The organism is Haloarcula onubensis (genome assembly GCF_031624605.1).
GTDB classification, from domain to species: Archaea; Halobacteriota; Halobacteria; order Halobacteriales; family Haloarculaceae; genus Haloarcula; species Haloarcula onubensis.
Genome location: NZ_JAMQOS010000002.1, coordinates 133,517 through 152,398, shown reverse-complemented (window position 1 = coordinate 152,398; position 18,882 = coordinate 133,517). Strand labels below are relative to the sequence as shown.

Genomic DNA, 18,882 nt, shown 5'->3' with positions numbered 1-18,882 from the left:
GTTGGTCGGCCGACCGTCAAAAAGCCCGCCCATCAGCGGTGGCGGCGATGGGGTGGCTTTTTGCCCGGGCCGGTCACAGACAGTGGTGATGGACATCGACCTCGTGCTGGTCCCGGTCGACGGGAGCGACCGGTCCGAGCAAGCCGCGGAGTACGCGACCGCCATCGCCGAGCGGTACGGCGCCGGGCTCCACCTCCTGTTCGTGCTCGACGAACGGCTCCGGCGGGACATCGACAGGGGGACCGTCGACGCCGAGTCGGTCGCACAGGACCACCGGGAGTTCACGGAGCGGGTGCGCCAGCGGTCACACGAACTGGACCACGACGTGCGCCTCGACACCTCGACGGCGACGGCCTTCTCCCAGAAACGGCTGCTGCAAAACCCCGGCAGCGTCGTCCTCGACGTGGCCGAAGCCGTCGAGGCGGACTTCCTGGTCATCCCGCGGGCGGCGAGCAGCGACGACGCCGTCGGCCGGGCCGCGACCTACGTGCTCGAATACGCCAGCCAGCCCGTGCTCTCGGTCTAGAGCCGGATACTCATCTCTATCTCGAAGCTCTCGGCGCCGGTCGTCTCGAAGCCGACCTTCCGGTACAGCGCGACGGCGGGGTCGTTCCACCGCTCGACGGTCAGCCACACCTTCTCGAGCCCCCGGGACTGGGCCAGCCCCAGCAGCGTCTCGACGAGGTTGGTGCCGATACCGGCCCCCTGGAACGCCTGCAGGACGAAGATGGCGAGTTCGTACTCGCCGTGGCGGTCCGGCACCAGCGTCGCGTGGCCGACGACGCTACCCTCGTGGACCGCGACGACGTTCAGCGTGTCCTCGCCGAGGATAGTCTCGAGCCAGTCCTCGATGGCGTCCTCGCGGGCCGGCGGGATACCCTGGGCTCGGTCGGCCGGGTCGAAAGAGAGGTACATCTCGAGGACGCTGTCGTGCTCGGCCATGTCGGCCGCCAGAATCTCCACATCGCGGTCCTCGCGGTCGCTGACAGTCCGGGGCGGTCCCGGGAACTCGTCGGCCGGTTCGTCCGGGTAGGCGCGCGTCATCGGATAAGGGTCACCGGCGTCTGGGAGTTCAAGAGGACGAACTCGACGATAGAGCCCAGTTGTATCTTGCCGAGCGTCGAGCGCTCGCCGCCGCCGAGGACGATGCGGTCGAACCGCTCGCTCTCGGCCAGCGCGACGAGTTCGCTCCCCGGAGAGTCGCCCTCCAGGCGGCGTATCGTCGCGTCGAAGTCAGTCTCGGTCAGCGTCGCCTCGACCCGGTCCTGTATCTCGTCGGTGTCGGCGCTCACTTCCTCGTTGTGGAAGATTGCGACGGTCAGTTCGTCACCGGTCGCCTGTGCGCGGTCGACGGTCTCCTCCAGCGCGTGGTACGATAACTCACTCCCGCCAACACCGAGCAGAATGTCCATGTAGGGCCATTCCCGTCATCTGTCAAAAATCCCTGTGGCACGTCCTGCAGGCCGTGTGATACGTTCCCGGGCCCGCCGTCGGCCTGGTCGGGCGATACGCTTTTTCGCCGCGGGCACACACAGACGGCCATGACACCGCCGCCGGAAGACGACGAGCCGACACGGGTCGTCTCGCCCCACGAGCCCGACGAGACGGAGGACGAGGTCGACGAGACGGGTGGGGAGCCACAGCCGACGGACGCCGCCGTCCCCGAGGACGTCCGGAAGTACGAGCGCTTCACGAAAATCGAGAGCGGGACCTACGACCGGGCCAACGAGTTCCTGCGCGAGCGGAGCTACATCACCGCCCGCGAGTGGGCCATCGCCCGCCTCTGTGCCGACTTCCGGACCGAGACCGGCGTCGAGATGACGAAAATCGGCGAGAACCTCCCGGAACTCGTGCCGTTCATGACCGACACCTACACCCCCCAGGCGGTCAACCAGGCCCGCGCGTCCTTCGAGGAGAAGGTCCGCAAGGCCGGTGCGACATTCCTCTATGGCGCGATGTCCGATTTCTTCACCGCCGAGGAACTCGACGACGTGATGTACGAGTCGACGGAGGTCGCGAAGTTCCTGCTTGAGGTCGAGGGTGTCGACCTCGCCGTCGAGGACGAGATGGAGGCCGAGGACCGCATCTCGACCGTGATGCGCGAAGTGCGCGAACACTCGGCGGCGCTGCGCCACGACGAGGTGTGTTGCCCCGAGTGTGGCCACGAGTTCGGTGTCGATGAGAAGTGAGGACGTCCCAGTCCTGAAATCCGACCTGTTCCTGGCGGCCATCATGCTCGGGACCGGCCTGTTCAGCGGGGGGCTCGAAGCTGTGCTGGCGGTCCCCGTTGTCGCCGGAACTATCGGCGCGCTCATCGCCGCCGCAGTGTCGCTCGCGGAACACGACGTGGTGCCGGGCGTCTACCCCGAAGTCGCCACGGTGGCGGCCTTCCTCGCGACCGTCGCCGTCGGCGCCGGCTTCGTCTTCGTGTTGTCGGCCCCGACCAGCGTCATCGGCGCCGCGGCGCTGACCGGCGGCGGCGTCGGGGTCGCCGTCTACCGACTCGTTTTCGGCGTTCTCCTCCCGGTTCCGGCGTACCGGCTGGAGAAAGACGAGGAACCGGAAGAGACGGTCGAGCCCGAGTAAGCGTCAGCGAACGCCGAGCACATCACGGCCGCCGACCGCCAGCCGTCGCTGGGTCACTCGACCAGTTCGCCGTCGGCGTCGCGGACGTTCTCGCCCGCATGGTCGTAGAAGACGTCTCCGTCGGGGTCACGTTCGAAGACAGTGGTCCCACGGACCATCGTCCACTCGGGGAAGACGGCGTCGAACCCCTCGAAGGGCGTCCAGCCGCAGTCGGTGTGGCGGTCGTCGGCCCGAATCCCGGTCGTCTCGGTGGTGTCGACCAGCACGAGGTCGGCGTCCTTGCCCGGTTCGATGGCGCCTTTCTGGGGGATGCCGAAGACGGCTGCCGGATTCGTCGCAGTCAGGTCCCGCACCCGCTCGTAGCCGAGGTCGGTGTCGGGGTCGGCCGCCTCCGCGAGCAAGAGCGGCAGCGCCGTCTCGACGCCCGGCACCCCCGAGGGAGCGTCCCAGATGCTCGCGTCCTTCTCCGCGACGGTGTGGGGCGCGTGGTCGGTCGCAATCATGTCGACGGTGCCGTCGGCGACCCGCTCGTAGACCTCGCGACGGCGCTTCTCGCGGCGCAAGGGCGGGTTCATCCGGCCGTAGGTGTCCAGGTCCCGCAGGTCCCGGCGCGAGAGCAGGAGGTGATGGGGCGTAACCTCCGTCGTCATCCCCGCGTCGGCGGCGATGTCGATGCCCTCCGGCGTCGAGGTGTGGGCAATGTGGATGCGGGCACCGACCTGTCCGGCGGCCTCGCAGGCGCGACGGACGGCGCGCGCTTCGGCCTCGGCGGTGCGGTAGGCGCTCCAGGCGTCGGCGTCCTCGCGGACCGTCGCGTCCTCGTTGAAGTAGTCGGCGTCCTCGGCGTGGACCGTCACCGTGACACCGGCGTCGGTGGCCGCCGCGAGCGCGTCCTCGAACAGGTCGCGCTCGATACCCATATCGCCGGTCGAGTCCGCCAGGAACACCTCGCCGAGTGCGAACAGCCGCCGCTCGAAGAGGCTCTCCGGGTCCCAGTCGGCCGTGACGCCGCCGTTGATACCCCAGTCGACGACAGAGTCGGCGGCGAAGTCGGCCTTCGCGTCGAAGGCCGCGCCGTCGACGGTCGGCGGGTCGGTGTTTGGCTGGTCGACGACGCAGGTCACGCCGCCCGCGGCCGCTGCGCGGGAGCCCGTCGCCCACGTCTCCTTGTGGGGGTAGCCCGGCTGGCGGAAGTGGACGTGTGCGTCTATCATCCCCGGGAACAGCCGTTTCCCGGTGACGTCGATAGTCGCCGCCTCGTCCGCCGCGAGGTCCCGGCCGACCTGGGCGATGGTCTCGCCGCGCACCCGGACGTCCCGTTGCCGGCCGTCGGGGAGTGTGGCGTTGCGGATGAGCATACCCACCATCGGCCGGGCGAACTCCTAAGTGTCCCGGATACGGTCGCGGGCGGTGACGGGTCGGGAGCCGACGAGTTCGGTCGCCAGCGCGTCGACCAGCCCCGCCGTGTCCCCGCCGGCCCGGGCCACACTCCCCACGGAGGCCGGGTCGAACGGGACGGCGAGTGCCTCGTACACCGGCGCGAGCACGTCGCCGATGGCGTCGTGGTCCCGCACGACGACGACACCGGCGGTCAGGGCGGCGTCCCGGTGAACGCGCTGCGCGATGCCGACGAGTTTCCCGTCGGCCTGCAGCGAGTGGGCGCCGGGACAGAACGAGTCGGGCGGTTCGCCGTCGCGGGCGGCGACGCCGACGGCGGCGAGTGCGCGCCGGACCGCGCCGCTCACGCGGTCGTACCGGTCGCCGATATCCTCGTCGGTCGTCGGCTCAGCGAGCGCGAACGCCACCGTCGAGCCGGTGTAGGCGACGGCGCGGCCGCCGACCTCGCGTTCGAGGACGACATAGCCCCGCTCGCTGGCCGCCGCGCGGGCTCGGTCGTAGCCCTCGGCGCGCCGGTCCCGGCGGCCAAACGCGACCTGCCGGTGTGGGGTCCAGACCCGGAGGGCGGGCTCGGCGTCGTCGGCGACCCGTTCGACCATCTGACGCGTCCGCTCGTGGTCGCGTTCGTGGTCGCTCGCCCGCCCCCGGAGGAGTCGCATAGCCGGCGTAGGGCGCGAGCGGACATAGCCGCTGTGCCAGAGCGGTAGCGGTTTCCCCGCCCCGGGCGAGGGTCGACCCGTGACGACGACAGCGACCGGCCGCGTGCCGTGGGGCTCGACAGTGCTCCGAATCGCGCTCGCGAGCACGCTCGTCGGCGTCCTCGGGGTCACGCTCGTCAGCCCGCTGTTGCCGGCCATCGCCGAGGTGGTCGGTGTCGGCGACGAAGGCGCCAGCCTCGTCATCACGGCGTACACGCTGCCGGGCATCGCGCTCTCGCCGGTCGCCGGGGCGCTGGCCGACCGCTACGGCCGGCGCCCCGTCCTGGTCGGGAGCCTCGCGCTGTACGCGCTGTGTGGCACGGCGGTGGCCGCGGTGACGACATTCGAGTCGATACTACTCTTGCGGGCCATGCAGGGCGTCGCCGCCAGCGGCGTCTTCAGCCTCAGCGTGACGCTGCTGGGCGACGCCTTCGAGGGCGCCGAACGGACCGCCGCGCTCGGGGCCAACGCCGCGGCCATCTCCATCGGCGCGGCGGTGTATCCGCTGCTGGGCGGGACACTGGGGGCGCGCTCCTGGCAGACGCCCTTTCTCCTGTACGCGGTGGGGATTCCGGTGGCGCTGTGGGCGCTGTACGGGCTCGGGGCGTCCGCCCCCGCCGACCGCGAGAACGGGCTGTCGTACCTCCGCAACAGCGTCGGGACGCTCCCCGGTCGGACCGCGACGGCCGTCTTCGGCGCCACCTTTACCGCCTACGTTCTCCTGTTCGGCGGCGTGCTCACCGCCGTCCCGTTCCTGCTCGCCGAGACGTTCGGGCAGTCGTCGCTTGCCATCGGGGTCATCCTCTCGGCCGCGGCGCTGTCGACGGCCGCCGTCGCGCTCGCCGGCGGTCGGCTGGCGGCGCGGCTCGCGCCGGCCCGACTCGTCGCCGCCGGCTACTGCGCCTACGGCGTCGGACTCCTGACAGTGTGGCTGGCCCCGGGGCCGCTGGTCGTCGCCGCGGGGTCGCTCATCGTCGGGGCCGGCCAGGGCGCGGTGTTGCCGGCCATCGACGGCCTCGTCAGCGCGATGGCGCCCGCGCGCTACCGCGCCGGCGTGTTCGGCCTGCGGACGAGCGTCGTCTCGCTGGGCGCGACTGTGGGGCCGGTCGCGTTCGCCGCCGCCGGCAGTCGCGTGGGCTACCGGCCGGCGCTGCTCGTCGGCGGAAGCGTGGCGCTGGTGGCCGGTGTCGTCGCGCTGTGGCGGACGGCGTGACCGGTGGGCGTGTCGGGGCGAACAGGCGACACGACGATTCGCGACGGGGGGTGTCGCGCTCCCGCTGTCCCCGTCGCGGTGTTGCTCAGGTCATACGCGGCCCTGGTCCCGGCACCGCTTGTGAACCCTCGGACGACAGGCACATCGTCGCCGGGTCCCAAGCGGCGGCAATGGCCGTCACCGTCCCGCGGGGAGTCCTGGCGCAGTACTACCGGTTCTCGCTGTACAACTCCCCCTTCGCGGCCCACGACGAGGGGTGTGCCATCGACCTCTACCCCGAGGGCGACCGCGCACCCGCGCCGGTCGCCGGCGAAGTACTCGACACGAAGACGGTGCGAGCGCCGCCGAAAGCCTACGCCGCCGAGCACGACTACCTGATGCTGGTCGACACCGGCGACCACGTCGCCCGCCTGCTCCACGTGAAACCGGCCGTCGAGGCCGGGGAGCGCGTCGCCGTCGGCGACGACCTCGGGGCACTCGTCCGGGCGGGCTTTTTCGCGCCGTGGGTCCCGAACCACATCCACCTGGGCTTTCGCGCGCCCGACGCCAACCCCTACCGGGCGGCCGGCTCCCTGCCCGTCGAGGCGGGTGTCGAGGTCGAACCGCTGGCGTGGGACGGCACGGGCACGGTCGTCGACACGGGCGAGACGTGGGCGCGGCTTGACAGCCCGACCCATCCCGCGCCGGGCGAGCGGTTCGTCGGGCTGGCGGCGGGCGACGGCGGGGGCGAGTCGGTAGCCGGGGCGGGCGTCCTCGACGGCGGGCTCCCCCACTACGACTGGGGCGGGCTGCTCGGGGGCGAGAGCGGGACGGCGCGGCTGGCGGGGCGCCGGGTCGGCGTGGCCGATGGCCGCACAGTCGCGTGGGACGACGTGACGGTCCTGGCGAACGGCGACCCCGTCACCGGCGTGGCGCTGTTCTGTTCCCGGGACGAGGCCGGCGTGAAACTGGTCGGCGAGGGGGTCGACCTCGCGGTCGGCGAGTCGGTGACGGTGAGTGTCAGCCGCGACTAACGGTCGTGACTCAGTCGAACTGGATGTCCTCGCGCGTGGCCACCTCGCCGAACAGCCAGTCGGCGTGGTCGAGCGCGTACTCGTGGTGGGCCTCCTCGATGTAGCCGATGGCGTCCGCGACGAGTATGGGACGGTAGTCGCGTAGCCCCGCGCTGGAGGCCGTATGCAACACGCAGACGTTCGCGAGCGTCCCGCAGACGAGGAGGTCCTTGATACCGCGGGCGGAGAGCCAGCCGTCGAGTTGCGTCTCGTGGAAGGCGTCGTAGGTGTGTTTCTCGACGACGAGTTCGTCCTCGCGGGGGTCGAGTTCGTCGACGAGTTCGGCCTCCCAGGAGCCCTCGACGACGTGTTCGCCCCAGCGGTCGAACTCGTCGTAGTAGTGGGCGTCGTCGAACTGTTCGGGCGGGTGGACGTCGCGGGTGTAGACGACGCTCGCGCCGGCGTCGCGGGCCCGCTCGACCAGGTCGGTGACGGCCTCGATGACGGCCTCGCTCTCCGGCGCGTGGAGGCTCCCCTCCGGGTGGCAGAAACCGTTCTGCATATCGACGACCACGAGGGCCGTCTGTGTCGGGTCCAGCTGCATATCTGAACCTTCGACCGCGACGCCTACGAACGTTTGGGCGTTCGACTTTTCACCGTGCCCCCCCAGAGTCCGCTAATGCGACGTGAGTTCGCGGTCGTCTGCTGTGCCGTGGTGCTCCTGCTCGCGGGCTGTCAGGGATTGGGCGTGGGGACTGAGGGGACGCCACCGTCCGGGACCGACACGCCCGGCGAAGTCACCACGCTGGAACTCCGGCAGGCGAACGCCGACGCGGGGACCGACTGCGTCGTCCCCGAGGGGGCGTCCGGCGACCGTCCGGACCCGGCGAGTGACTGTCTCGGCTGGGAGAACGGCTACTGGCACAACGAGTCCCTGGCCGTGGACAACGGCGACGGGCTGAACGACACCGAGCTATCGGCCGTCGTCAACCGGTCGATGGCCCGCGTCGAGTACGTCCGCGGGCTGGAGTTCGAGTCGAGCGTCCCCGTCTCGACCGTCTCGCGGGCGGCCTACCGGGACCGGAGCGGAAACGGCAACTACGGCGACGCGCTCCGGACCTTCGACAACGCGAAGTTCGAGGCGCTGTTCCTCGTCGGCGAGGGCAACGGCTCCATCGAGACACAGGAGCGCGCGCGCGGCGACAGCGTCCTCGGCTACTACAGCCCGGCGAGAGACGAAATCGTCATCGTCACGAACTCGGAGACGCCCCGCATCGGGGAGCGGACGCTGGGTCACGAACTCGTCCACGCGCTCCAGGACCAGACGTTCGACATCGAGAGCGACGCCAGCACGCGCGACGGTGTCCAGGGGCGCAACGCCCTGTTCGAGGGCGACGCGCGCACCACCGAACTGGCCTACGTCGACCGCTGTGGCGCGAACTGGTCGTGTGTCACGGCCGGGCAGTCGGGCGGTGGCGGCGGTGGGGGCGGCGACCTGCATCTCGGGGTCTTCTACCTGCAGTACTTCCCCTACACCGACGGGACGGCGTTCGTCGCCGACCTCCGCGACCGGGGCGGGTGGGACGCGGTCAACGACGCCTACGGCGACGTGCCGGAGGGTACACGCGAGGTCATCACCCCGGCCGACTACCCCGAGTGGGAGCCCCACAGCGTGACGATACCGGCCCCGCCGAGCGACGACTGGGAGCGGGTGCGCCCCTCGGCCGACCGCGGGCGGCCCGACTACGCCACCGTCGGCCCGTCGGCTATCGCCGCGGGGATGGCCTACACGGTGTTCGACGACTACAACGAGTCGAGCGTGGTCACTCCCGCCCGGCTGTTCAACTACGACGGGGTCCGACCCGACCGCGCGGACCCGTACAACTACGACCTGCCGGGGACGAGCGGCTGGGACGGCGGCCGGCTGCACGTCTACGCGAAGGACGGTGAGACGGGCTACGTCTGGCGAACCGTCTGGACGGACGAGCGGTCGGCCGAGCGGTTCGCGGCCGCGTGGGAGCAAGTCGTCCGACACTGGGGCGGCGAGCGCACCGCCGGCGGCAACTGGGTCATCGCCGAGGAGAGCCCGTTCACCGACGCCGTCGCCGTCCACGTGGAAGGCGACACCGTCACCGTGGTCAACGCCCCGACGGAGGCCGAGCTGTCCGAACTCTACGATGCGTAGGCGCCACCTGCTCGCGGTCGCGCTGGTCCTGGTGGCCGCCCTCGCGGGCTGTTCGCTCCCCTTCCTTGGTCATCCCGAGGAACCGCCCGGCGGCGACACTATCGGCTGGGAGAACGGCTACTGGTACGACGACCCCGTCGACGTGACGACGAGCGACGGCCTCAACGAGAGCGAGCGTGAGGCCGTCACCGCCCGGACGATGGCCCGTATCGAGCGCATCCGCGACCGGGAGTTCACCGCGACCGTTCCCGTCGAGGTCATCTCGCGGGCCGAGTACCGCAACCGCTCGCGCTCGAACGGCAGCGTCGGCCCCGGCGGGAACCCCTGGAACGACCAGGTGTGGGAGTCGCTGTTGCTCGTCGGCGAGTCAGAGGGCAGCGACGAGGCCATCAGCGACACGCGAAGCGACTCGGTGCTGGGGTACTACTCCTCGACCCGGGACCGCATCGTCGTCGTCAGCGAGAGCGAGACGCCGGTCGTCGACCGGGGGACGCTGGCCCACGAACTCGTCCACGCGCTCCAGGACCAGCAGTTCGGCCTCGACGGGTCGCCCGAGACACAGGACACGCAACTGTCCCACGACGGCGTCATCGAGGGCGAAGCGAACCTCGTCCAGAACACCTACGAGCAGCGCTGCGAGAACCGCTGGAGTTGCATTTCGACGCCCGACGACGGGGGCGGTGGGGGCGGCGGGGGCGGTGGCGGGAATCCCGGCGTGTTCACCGTCATCGTCCAGCCCTACGTCAGCGGGCCGGCCTTCGTCGACAGCGTCTACGACGAGGGCGGCTGGGACGCCGTCGACGCGCTCCACGAGGACTACCCCGCCAGCACCGAGCAGGTCATCCACCCCGAGCGCTATCCGGACGAACGGCCCGTCTCGGTGACAGTCGCCGACCGCTCGAACGCCGAGTGGGACCGCTTCGACCGCGACCCCGTCGGCGACACGGTCGGCGAGGCTTCCATCTTCGCGACGATGTATCACAACGGCCAGACCGACGCCGACCGCTACAGCTACCGCAGCACGCCCTCTGAGGGGTGGGCCGGGGACCGCGTGGTCCCCTATCGGGACGGCTCGGGTGGCGGCGGCTACGTCTGGGAGAGCCGCTGGGACACCGAGCGCGACGCCAGGGAGTTCGCGGTCGCCTACCGCGGCGCGCTCGTCGAGGCACACGACGCCCGCAATCCGCGTGCGGCCGTCTACGTCGTCCCCGACGGCCCCTTCGCCGACGCCTTCCGTGTCGTCCGCGAGGGGCGGACAGTGCGGGTCGTCAACGGCCCGACGGTCGACGACCTGGACGGGATTCACCGTTCTGTCGGCTGAGCTACGGCTCCAGCCGCTGGAACGCCAGTCGCATGAACCCCGTGGCGACGGCGACGACGGGGACCAGGGCCCAGAGGTCGTAGGGCCGACTCGACAGCGCGAAGTAGACGATGGCGAGGTCGGCGATGAGCAGGTAACAGAGCACCCAGACGGCGGGGCTGGCCCCGCCCCGAATCGGCGGCTCCCGGCCCTCCCAGGTCCGCAGGCTGTCGAGGACGGCGGTCGGGTCGTCCGACGGGTCGGTCAGCGCCGTCCGCTCGACGGCGGGCACCCGTTCGAGCGTGGCGAACGGGACCTTCTCGGTGAGAAAGCGGACGACGCGGAGGCTCGGCGTGAGCGTGTCCGTCAGGACGAGCAGCCCGGCGACCAGCAAGAGTCCACCGGGGAAGAAGCTATAGCGCCGGAGCAGGTGGGCGTCGGCGGGCTCTGCGGGGTCGTAGTAGACGGTCGTCGTCGCTCCGGCCCGGCCCACGGGGAGGAAGGCGGCCGCGTCCGACCGGTTGTCGGTGACGATGTCGGTCCCGGAGGCGACGTTCTCGCCCGTGTAGCGCTCGCCGTCGACGCTGTAGGTGTACGTGACGTTCGGCCGATAGACCACGTCCCGGAGGCCGAACTCGGGCTGTTGGACCCCCTGGTCGGCGGTCGTGGCGACGTCGGCCGAGTCGACCCCGTCGGCGTACTGCGGTTGCACCTGCGCCCGCTCCACCGTGGCGGTCGTCGACTCGTACCCGCTGAGTCGGTAGTACTGGCCCGTAGCCAGCACGCCGCCGGAGACCAGCAGCGTCAGCGCGACTACGAGACCGAGCATGCGCGGCTGACTCGGCATATGTCATCGTAGACGCCTATCGTGGAAAATTTTCCGCCACTGTGCGTCGCTCGCACGACCGTTACCCGTCCGTTCTGGAGACACTCCGGACGCTGGAGACGGGCGTCACCGTCTAGTCCAGCAGGCGCGCAAAGCCCAGTCGCAACACGCCGGCGGCGACGACGAACGGGGTCAGGACGCCCCAGAGGTCGTACGGCCAGCCCGAGAACCAGAAGTAGGCGATGGTGAGGTCGGCCATCAAGAGGTAACAGAGCAGCCAGACGGCGGGGACGGCCCCGCCCCGAATCGGCGCTCGCCCCTGACCGGTCCAGGTCTGCCGGTTCTCCAGGATGGCGGTCGGGTCGTCGGGGGCGTGGGCGACGGTCCGGGGCTCGACGCCGGGCATCCGTTCGAGCAGGTCGATGGGGAACAGGGAGCTGAGAAAGCGGACGACGCGCAGGTTCGGCGTGAGCGTGTCCGTCAGGACGAACAGGCCAAAGACCAGCAAGACCCCGCCCGGGAAGAAGTTGTACCGCCGGAGCAGGTAGGCGTCGTCGGGGCTGCCGGGGTTGTAGTAGACCGTCACAGTCCCGGCCGACGGCGGGAGGACGGCGTCGAGTTTCTCGCGGTTGCCCGTGACGATGCCCGTCCCGGCGGCGACGTTCTCGCCGTAGTAGCGTTGACCGTCGACCGTGTAGCTGTACGTGACGTCGGGGGAGTACGCCGCGTCGGCGGCGATGGTCTCGATTCGAGCCGTCTCCATCGTGGCGGTCGTCGACTCGTACTCGTTGAGTCGGTAGACCTGGCCCGCGGCCAGCACGCCGCCGGAGACCAGCAGCGTCAGGCCGACGATGAGCCCGAACGCGCGCGGCGGACTCGGCATATGTCAACATCGGTGTGTGTCGTGGAAAATTTTCCGCCGGTCGAGCGGCCGGCAGTGTCGCCGCCACCGACCGACTCGTTTTTTCTACCGGCGCGCGAACGCCGCGGTAATGACCGACGAGTTCGACATCGTCCCGCCCGAGGCCATCGACTCGGGGCGGGCGACCGACGCGTACTTCGACCGCACTGTCGAGTCGCTCGACCACGCCGGCCGGAACCCCGACGTGGTCGCGGAGGTGACGGCCGACCAGTTCCCGACCGGCGAGTGGCACCTGCTGGCCGGGCTGCAAGACGCCGCGGCCCTGCTGGAGGGGCGCCCGCTCGACGCCGACGCCCTGCCCGAGGGGACGCTGTTCGACGGCGGCCCGGTCCTGCGCATCGAGGGCCCGTATCGGGAGTTCTGCCGGCTCGAAACCGCGCTGCTTGGCTTCCTCTCCCATCCGACGGGGATAGCGACGCGCGCGCTCGAAGCGCGGCGGGCGGCCCCCGAGTCGACGGTGTTGTCTTTCGGCTCCCGGCACGTCCACCCGTCGCTGGGCGCGATGGTCGAGCGGTCGGCCCTGCTGGGCGGCATGGACGGCTTCTCGAACGTCGCGGCCGGCGACGTCATCGGCCGCGAGGCGGGCGGGACGATGCCCCACGCGCTCGTGATATGCTTCGGCCGCGGCGAGCAGGAGGCGGCGTGGCAGGCCTTCGACGAGGCCGTCCCCGAGTCGACCCCGCGCATCGCGCTGGTCGACACCTACTCCGACGAGGTCGACGAGGCGCTGCGGGCGGCCGAGGCTGTCGAGGACCTCGACGGCGTCCGCCTGGACACGACCGGGTCCCGCCGCGGGGACTTCCGACACATCGTCCGCGAGGTCCGCTGGACGCTCGACGCCTACGGCCACGAGGACGTCGACATCTTCTGTTCGGGCGGACTCGGGCCCGCCGAGTTGCGAGGGCTGCGGGACGTGGCCGACGGCTTCGGCGTCGGCAGTTACGTCTCGAACGCCGACCCGCTGGACTTCGCGCTCGACCTCGTCGAAGTCGACGGGGACCCGGCCGCCAAGCGCGGGAAACTCACCGGGACGAAGGCGGTGTACCGGACCGCCGACGGCGGTCATCACATCGGCCTGGCCGACCGGGAGGGGCCCGACGACGCCGAGTCGCTGATGGAACCCCTGCTCCGTGACGGCGAACTCGTCCGCGAGTTCGACCTCGACGCGGCCATCGAGCGAGCGGCCGCCGACGCCGACCGCGTCGGCTTCGACAGTGTCGACGCGAACGCAGGAGATTAGGGCCCGAGCGGCGAAAGCGAGGGTATGGTAGACCGAATCATGCGGGTCACGGCGTACACGACCTTCGACCTGCTCGACGGCGAAGTCGAAGGCCACGGCTTCGAGGAGGAGGCGATGGCCGTGTTGAACGTCACCTCGCCGAAGAAGAACCCGGACCACGTCTCCGTGCAACTGGAGATGGACAACACGCAACTCGACAACGTCGAGCCCCACGCGGACAAGGTGACCCTGACCGCCGACCAGGCACGCGAGATGGCCGCCGAACTGGAGAAACACGCCGACGAGGTCGAGGCGGCCCAGTCCGAGTGAGCGCAGTCGGGCGACGCGAGAATTGAACGACCCGATAGTTCTTTGATGTGTCGTGCCATACCACGGGGTATGTCGACCGACACGCCCGGCAACCCCGCGGCGCGGGAGTTGGGGTACTGCCCGTGTTGTGGCTATCGGACGCTGCCGGAGGGGCAACCGGGCTCGTACGAGGTCTGTCCGGTCTGTCACTGGCTCGACGACCCGACGCAGTTCGGCGACAGCGACTACGTCGGGGATAGCAACCACGTCTCCCTGTCGACGGCGCGGGAGAACTTCCGCGAGTACGGCGCCTGCGCGCCCGAGGAGGCCGAGACCTGCCTCGACCCCGACAGCTTCGACCGGGACCCGAACTGGCCCTACGACCGCTGAGAAGGTCCGTCGTAACTACTCGCCGGAACGCCCAGCGAACGACCGGCTTACAACTGACCCGACACGACAGCAGCTATTAGCCTGCCGACACACACAGCGGGTATGAGCGACAGGGAGCGGTCGGACATCTCGCCGGAGGACGCCTTCGGACTGGTGGGCCACGGACTCCGCATCGCCATCCTGCGCGAACTGGGCGGCGCGGACGAGCGGCGGCTGTCGTTTTCGACCCTGCGCGAGCGGGTCGGCGAGCGCGACAGCGGGAAGTTCAACTACCACCTCTCGAAGTTGGAGGGCCGGTTCGTCGCCAAGACCGACAGCGGGGGGTACGCCCTGACCTACCCCGGCTATCGCGTCGTCGATGCCGTCCACGACGGCGCCTTCCACCAGCAGGCGGGCGTCGACCGCGAACCGGTGTCGGGGTCGTGTCTGGACTGCGGTGCCGACCTGGCGTTCAGCTACGAGACGATAGCGGGGGGCCGGGTCGCCTGCGTGGACTGCGAGCACCGTTACCTGCGCCACCCGTTCGACCCCGGCGGGCTGGTCGACCGCGAGGGCGCGGAGCTGGGCCGGGCGTTCGACCGGGTCGCGCGGGCGAACTGGCGCCAGGCCGGGGCGGACGTCTGTCCCGTCTGCTCGGGCCGCGTCGACGCGTGGGTCAGGGCGGACGCACCCGAAAAGGCGGTCGCGGTCCGGGGCCACCCCACCACTGTCGGCTTCGACTGCGGCCAGTGCAACTACCACGCCAACGTTCCGCCCGGCGCGGTGTTGCTCGACCACCCTGAAGTACAGGGCTTTTGCGCCGACAACGGCGTCGACGTGCGGGCGCGGCGGCTGTGGGAACTCCCCTTCGTCGTCGACCCCGACGCCGTCTCGGTCCGGCAGGACGACCCCTGGGAACTCGCGGTGACGGTCGCCCCCGGCGACGCCGAGCGGGTCGCGGTGCTGGACGAGACGGGAACGGTCACGGCGTTCGACTAGTCGTCCGCGGGGACGACACAGGCCCCGGCGGGCGGTCGCTCCGTGAGCGCGGCGTAGCCGACGGCCCCCTCGCCGAGTTCCGCCAGTCGCTCGCGGTCGCTCTCGGGGAGGTCGTCCGCGATGGCGTGAGAGTCGGTGACGGCGGCCTGCGTCGGGAGTACCCACGCCTCCAGCGCCCGGCAGACCTCCCGCAGATGCGAGAGCGCGGGCAGCGGGAACCCGCCGCCGGCGACGGCCAGCAGGCCGACGGTGGTGTCTTCGAACTCGTCGAACCCACAGTAGTCCAGCGCCGTCTTCAGCACGGAACTGTAGGAACCGTGGTACATCGGCGTCCCCAGCAGGACGGCGTCGGCGGCCTCGATTCGGTCGGTCAACCGGTCGGCGTCGGCCGGTGGCTCGGCGTTCGGGTCGAACGCGGGCAAGTCGTACTCTCGCAGGTCTAGCAACTCGGTGTTGGCGCCGCGCTCTCGGGCGGCCGCCAGCGCGTGTCGGGTCGCTTTGCGCGTGACGCTACCGTCGTTCAGGCTCCCGACGACGCCGACGACCAGCGGTCGGGACGGGGGCGATGACATAGGTGAGTTGAGGGCCGACTGCCACCTTACTGTTCGCAGAACGACGTTTCTGTAAGCCGCGGTACCGAAATCCGCTTCACCGGCGCTCGTCCGCTGTCCAAGTGACGGCTCCAGATGTCCGTCACCGTCTCCTCCGAGTTGCTCGTTGCTCTTGACCGTGCTGTCGGGGGCTCTCCGACGGCCCAGGAACTGCGGACCGATTGGTGGGACGTGACGGCAGTCGGGTGACAGGGTGTGGAAAAGCAGTCACGTGAACGAAAGTGGGAACTAACTTGAAGGGGTGCTTCTCCGTCAGCGGAAGCGTGATGAGTGAACACCGCGACGCCGTCCGACTCGGTATCGTCGGGCTCGGCTTCATGGGACAGACCCACGCCTCGAACGCCACCGAACTCGGCCACGAAGTCGTCGCCGGCGCCGACGTGGTCGCTGACAGCCGCGACGAGTTCGCCCGGACGTACGGCACGGCGGTCTACGAGGACGCCGCCGAGATGTACGCCGCCGAGGACCTGGACGCTGTCGTCGTCTCGACGCCTAACGCCGTCCACGAGCAAGCGGTCGTCGGTGCGCTCGAACACGGCTACGACGTGCTCTGCGAGAAACCGCTCGCCGACGACCTCGCCGCGGCGGAGCGTATCGCTGGGGCCGCTCGAGACGCCGACGGGTTCGTCGCGGTGAACTTTCACAACCGGGTCGCCACGGCCGCGGAGGTGTTCACGGGCCACCGAGAGGCGGGCCGCTTTGGCGACGTGACCCACGTCCAGGCGAACTACGTCCGCTCACGGGGCATCCCCGGCGTCGGCTCGTGGTTCACGAACGAAGAGCTCTCGGGTGGTGGCGCAGTGGTCGACATCGGCGTCCACGCCATCGACTTCGCGCTCTACCTGCTTGACTTCCCGCGGGTCGAGGACGTGTTCGCCGTCACCCGCACGGAGTTCGGTAACCGGGAGGACTACGCCGACCCCGGCGACTGGTACGACGCGACCGAGGAGGCCGTCTTCGACGTCGAGGACTCCGCGACGGCGATAATCCGCTGTGCGGACGACCGGACGATATCGTTAGAGGTCGCCTGGGCGGCCAACCAGGTCGAGACCCAGGAGTTCCTCGTCCGGGGGACCGACGGCGGCGCGCGCCTCGACCTGGGTGGCGAGGAACTGCACCTGATCGAGTCCAGCCAACGGGGCACCGACCACGTCATGCAGTCGGAACTGATTCAGGGCTCCCTCGAGGCGACTGGCTGGACGGGCAGCGACGAGCGGTTCCTCGACGCGGTCGTCAGCGGTGAGCCGCCCGAAGAGAACACCGTCGAGCGGGCGCTTACCGTCCAGCGCGTCATCGATGGCATCTATCGGTCGGCCGAGGCCGGGACCAGTGTGAGCCTCGACGACGAGTGAACCACGAGCAACGAAGCGGCAGTAACCAGGTCTCTTACGACGCCGACGGAAGAGCGATGTTCTACACGCGAGTGCCGTCTATCCCGCCAGCGCGATATCCAGATACAGCATGACGATGGCGCCGCCCATCAGCCCGAGCGTCGCCACCCGCTCGTAGCCGCCCTCGTGGGTCTCGGGGATAATCTCGTCGGAGATGACAAAGAGCATCGCGCCGGCGGCAAATCCCATCGCGTACGGCAGCAGGGGCTCGACGGTCGCGACGGCCACCGCGCCCAGGACGGCCAGTGGCACCTCGACGAGCCCCGAACGCAGCCCCGTGACGACGGCGTACAGCCGGCGGTCCAGCCCCGCGTTGATGGCGGCGACCGACACCGCCAGCCCCTCTGGGACGTTCTGGATGCCGATGGCGAGCATCAGCGAGATGGCGCCGCCGAGCTGGCTGGGGTCGCTCGCGGCCGCGCCGAAGCCGACGCCGACCGCCAGCCCCTCGGGCATGTTGTGCAGCGTGATGGCGAGGATAAAGAGGACCACGCCGGCGAGCCGTTCCTCGTCGACCGGCAGCGACTCGCTGGGGCCGGCGGCGTCCTCGCGCTTGCTGCCGGTCAGCAGGTAGTGGGCGTGGGGGAGAAAGCGGTCGGCCTGGTCGAGAAAGAGCGCGCCCAGCCCGACGCCGACGAGCGTCGGGACCGGGTTCCCGCCGGAGTACTCCTCGATACCGGGGAGGATGAGGCTGGTAAAGGCGGCGGCGAGCATCACGCCCGCGGCGAAGCCAAGCGCCGTGTCGAGCGCCCGCTCGGAGGGGTCCCGCCAGACGAGCACCAGCGACGCGCCAAAGAGGTTCATCGCGGCGATGACCAGCCCGCCGAGCAGGCCGAGCACCAGCGGGTCCGTGCCGCCGACCGACGAAACCGTCTCGGTGAGTCCCGACTGCATCGTCCCGTGGTGTGTCGGCCGGGGAGTTGTAGCTACCGCTCCGCGTGGCCGGCAGAGTTGTGGCGGCGCCCGACCCGACGATCAGCCGGCGCTTTGGAACATCGTCGCGGAGTGGCGGTAAATCGCGCTCGGCCACCCATCAGGGACGACCGTCCGCCGGCTGAAACTCGAATACGACGCCGTACGTGGGATGAACTGGCGCAATCAAGTCGCCCTCCCGCAGTCGGATGAGCTCCGGCGGGGCCTCACCGTTCAGGTCGGTGTAATCCGCGTCCCGCTCGCTGAGCCGCTCCCGGCCCGCATCACAGAGGACTCGCTGCCATCCGTCTCCCTTTTGCACGTATGTCCCGTTTAGACTATAGTCGATAAGATACCACGCGTCACCGTCTTTCTCGAACCGCATCTGTATCGCTGCGATGTGCTCCCCGGTATCACGGACAGTGATTGTGGCCGTCAGCCCGTCGGCACCGGCCCGTCCGACGGTGTCGCCGGATTCGATTTCGAACTCCTGTTCGGTCTGCACATACCGAATCGTCGCTGTCGGGCGGTCTGTGGTCGCCTCGGCCGGGCTGTCGGCCAGTATTGTCTCGGCCGCTGAATCGAGCGTCTCGACCCGTTCCGAGTCGACACCGACACTTTCGAGCGTCTCTGCCACCCGTCGTCCCGTGACTTCGGTCCCCTGCTCGTCGAGGAGGAGGACGGCATAGACGTACGCAGGGACACCGTCGCCGTCGTCCGCGGGGAAATCCGCCGCGAGGGTGTCGACGACCGCCGGTACGTCGATGGTCTGCAACGCCGAGGTCACTGCCACGACCCGTGCCGGGTTGACATCGACACCGACACGCTCCAGCGTATCCGTCACCGTCCGCTCCGTGATGTCGTCTCCTGCCGCATCGAGCAAGAGGGCCGCATAGACGTACTCCATGTATCGGTCGAGACGTATCCGTCTGGTATGTCTGTTGGGACGATA

At 70.0% G+C, this 18,882-nt stretch carries 22 protein-coding genes; 12 read left to right on the top strand and 10 right to left on the bottom strand.

What is annotated here, in order from left to right:
- Positions 1-88: 88 nt before the first annotated feature.
- Positions 89-526, top strand: coding sequence for a universal stress protein (locus NDI86_RS07505; protein ID WP_310899797.1), 438 nt, complete (start codon positions 89-91; stop codon positions 524-526).
- Here NDI86_RS07505 and NDI86_RS07500 read toward each other — a convergent pair.
- Both NDI86_RS07500 and NDI86_RS07495 read right to left on the bottom strand, forming a co-directional pair.
- Positions 523-1,044 carry a GNAT family N-acetyltransferase gene (locus NDI86_RS07500; RefSeq protein ID WP_310899796.1) on the bottom strand — a complete coding sequence of 174 codons (522 nt, stop codon included), beginning with the start codon at positions 1,042-1,044 and terminating at the stop codon, positions 523-525. The genes NDI86_RS07505 and NDI86_RS07500 overlap by 4 nt on opposite strands.
- Complete coding sequence (locus tag NDI86_RS07495) at positions 1,041-1,412, bottom strand: universal stress protein (RefSeq protein WP_310899795.1); 372 nt, start codon at positions 1,410-1,412, stop codon at positions 1,041-1,043. Before NDI86_RS07495 ends, NDI86_RS07500 begins: the two co-directional genes overlap by 4 nt.
- A gap of 129 nt (positions 1,413-1,541) precedes the next feature.
- Between NDI86_RS07495 and NDI86_RS07490 the strand changes: the two genes are divergently transcribed.
- Both NDI86_RS07490 and NDI86_RS07485 read left to right on the top strand, forming a co-directional pair.
- The gene (locus NDI86_RS07490) at positions 1,542-2,189 is read left to right on the top strand and encodes a DUF5806 family protein (RefSeq protein WP_310899794.1); all 648 of its coding nucleotides are present in this window, start codon (positions 1,542-1,544) and stop codon (positions 2,187-2,189) included.
- A complete protein-coding gene (locus NDI86_RS07485; protein ID WP_310899793.1) occupies positions 2,179-2,586 on the top strand; it encodes a hypothetical protein in 408 nt (135 codons plus the stop codon). The genes NDI86_RS07490 and NDI86_RS07485 overlap by 11 nt, the downstream gene beginning before the upstream one ends.
- Positions 2,587-2,639: 53 nt before the next feature.
- Here NDI86_RS07485 and NDI86_RS07480 read toward each other — a convergent pair whose 3' ends face one another.
- Together NDI86_RS07480 and NDI86_RS07475 are read right to left on the bottom strand one after the other, a co-directional pair.
- Positions 2,640-3,944 carry a dihydroorotase gene (locus NDI86_RS07480; RefSeq protein WP_310899792.1) on the bottom strand — a complete coding sequence of 435 codons (1,305 nt, stop codon included), beginning with the start codon at positions 3,942-3,944 and terminating at the stop codon, positions 2,640-2,642.
- Positions 3,945-3,968: 24 nt separating this feature from the next.
- Positions 3,969-4,643: a lipoate--protein ligase family protein gene (locus NDI86_RS07475; RefSeq protein ID WP_310899791.1), complete on the bottom strand. Its 675-nt coding sequence runs from the start codon at positions 4,641-4,643 to the stop codon at positions 3,969-3,971.
- 79 nt (positions 4,644-4,722) lie between these two features.
- Here NDI86_RS07475 and NDI86_RS07470 point away from each other — a divergent pair, with 79 nt between their 5' ends.
- Both NDI86_RS07470 and NDI86_RS07465 read left to right on the top strand, forming a co-directional pair.
- The gene (locus NDI86_RS07470) at positions 4,723-5,895 is read left to right on the top strand and encodes an MFS transporter (RefSeq protein WP_310899790.1); all 1,173 of its coding nucleotides are present in this window, start codon (positions 4,723-4,725) and stop codon (positions 5,893-5,895) included.
- A 170-nt stretch (positions 5,896-6,065) separates the two neighbouring features.
- Positions 6,066-6,908, top strand: a complete 843-nt coding sequence (locus NDI86_RS07465) for a DUF8155 domain-containing protein (protein ID WP_310899789.1) — start codon at positions 6,066-6,068, stop codon at positions 6,906-6,908.
- Positions 6,909-6,918: 10 nt separating this feature from the next.
- Here the strand turns inward: NDI86_RS07465 and NDI86_RS07460 are convergent, their stop codons facing one another.
- Positions 6,919-7,491, bottom strand: a complete 573-nt coding sequence (locus tag NDI86_RS07460) for a cysteine hydrolase family protein (RefSeq protein ID WP_310899788.1) — start codon at positions 7,489-7,491, stop codon at positions 6,919-6,921.
- A 75-nt stretch (positions 7,492-7,566) separates the two neighbouring features.
- Between NDI86_RS07460 and NDI86_RS07455 the strand changes: the two genes are divergently transcribed.
- Both NDI86_RS07455 and NDI86_RS07450 read left to right on the top strand, forming a co-directional pair.
- Positions 7,567-9,072: an Hvo_1808 family surface protein gene (locus NDI86_RS07455; RefSeq protein ID WP_310899787.1), complete on the top strand. Its 1,506-nt coding sequence runs from the start codon at positions 7,567-7,569 to the stop codon at positions 9,070-9,072.
- Positions 9,065-10,393: an Hvo_1808 family surface protein gene (locus NDI86_RS07450; protein ID WP_310899786.1), complete on the top strand. Its 1,329-nt coding sequence runs from the start codon at positions 9,065-9,067 to the stop codon at positions 10,391-10,393. Before NDI86_RS07455 ends, NDI86_RS07450 begins: the two co-directional genes overlap by 8 nt.
- 1 nt (position 10,394) lies before the next feature.
- Here NDI86_RS07450 and NDI86_RS07445 read toward each other — a convergent pair whose 3' ends face one another.
- Complete coding sequence (locus NDI86_RS07445) at positions 10,395-11,201, bottom strand: DUF3592 domain-containing protein (protein WP_310899785.1); 807 nt, start codon at positions 11,199-11,201, stop codon at positions 10,395-10,397.
- Between the two features lie 130 nt (positions 11,202-11,331).
- Complete coding sequence (locus NDI86_RS07440) at positions 11,332-12,081, bottom strand: DUF3592 domain-containing protein (RefSeq protein WP_310899784.1); 750 nt, start codon at positions 12,079-12,081, stop codon at positions 11,332-11,334.
- A gap of 109 nt (positions 12,082-12,190) precedes the next feature.
- Here NDI86_RS07440 and NDI86_RS07435 point away from each other — a divergent pair, with 109 nt between their 5' ends.
- The 4 genes from NDI86_RS07435 (at position 12,191) to NDI86_RS07420 (ending at position 15,016) form a co-directional block, all read left to right on the top strand.
- On the top strand, positions 12,191-13,360 hold the full coding sequence (locus tag NDI86_RS07435; RefSeq protein ID WP_310899783.1) for a nicotinate phosphoribosyltransferase: 1,170 nt from the start codon (positions 12,191-12,193) through the stop codon (positions 13,358-13,360).
- 24 nt (positions 13,361-13,384) lie between these two features.
- Entirely contained in the window at positions 13,385-13,669 is a 285-nt protein-coding gene (locus tag NDI86_RS07430; protein ID WP_310899782.1) for a DUF6360 family protein, read from the top strand.
- Between the two features lie 69 nt (positions 13,670-13,738).
- Complete coding sequence (locus NDI86_RS07425) at positions 13,739-14,038, top strand: CPCC family cysteine-rich protein (RefSeq protein WP_310899781.1); 300 nt, start codon at positions 13,739-13,741, stop codon at positions 14,036-14,038.
- Positions 14,039-14,140: 102 nt separating this feature from the next.
- Complete coding sequence (locus NDI86_RS07420; RefSeq protein ID WP_310899780.1) at positions 14,141-15,016, top strand: DUF7351 domain-containing protein; 876 nt, start codon at positions 14,141-14,143, stop codon at positions 15,014-15,016.
- Here the strand turns inward: NDI86_RS07420 and NDI86_RS07415 are convergent.
- Positions 15,013-15,588 (bottom strand): NADPH-dependent FMN reductase, encoded by a 576-nt coding sequence (locus tag NDI86_RS07415; protein ID WP_310899779.1) that lies wholly within the window; start codon positions 15,586-15,588, stop codon positions 15,013-15,015. The two genes, NDI86_RS07420 and NDI86_RS07415, sit on opposite strands and share 4 nt — an antisense overlap.
- 305 nt (positions 15,589-15,893) lie before the next feature.
- Between NDI86_RS07415 and NDI86_RS07410 the strand changes: the two genes are divergently transcribed.
- On the top strand, positions 15,894-16,979 hold the full coding sequence (locus tag NDI86_RS07410) for a Gfo/Idh/MocA family protein (RefSeq protein ID WP_310899778.1): 1,086 nt from the start codon (positions 15,894-15,896) through the stop codon (positions 16,977-16,979).
- A 78-nt stretch (positions 16,980-17,057) separates the two neighbouring features.
- On the opposite strand, the gene NDI86_RS07405 is transcribed toward NDI86_RS07410, so the two are convergent.
- Positions 17,058-17,912 carry a ZIP family metal transporter gene (locus tag NDI86_RS07405; protein WP_310899777.1) on the bottom strand — a complete coding sequence of 285 codons (855 nt, stop codon included), beginning with the start codon at positions 17,910-17,912 and terminating at the stop codon, positions 17,058-17,060.
- 139 nt (positions 17,913-18,051) lie between these two features.
- Positions 18,052-18,837, bottom strand: a complete 786-nt coding sequence (locus NDI86_RS07400; protein ID WP_310899776.1) for a hypothetical protein — start codon at positions 18,835-18,837, stop codon at positions 18,052-18,054.
- Between the last annotated feature and the right edge of the window lie 45 nt (positions 18,838-18,882).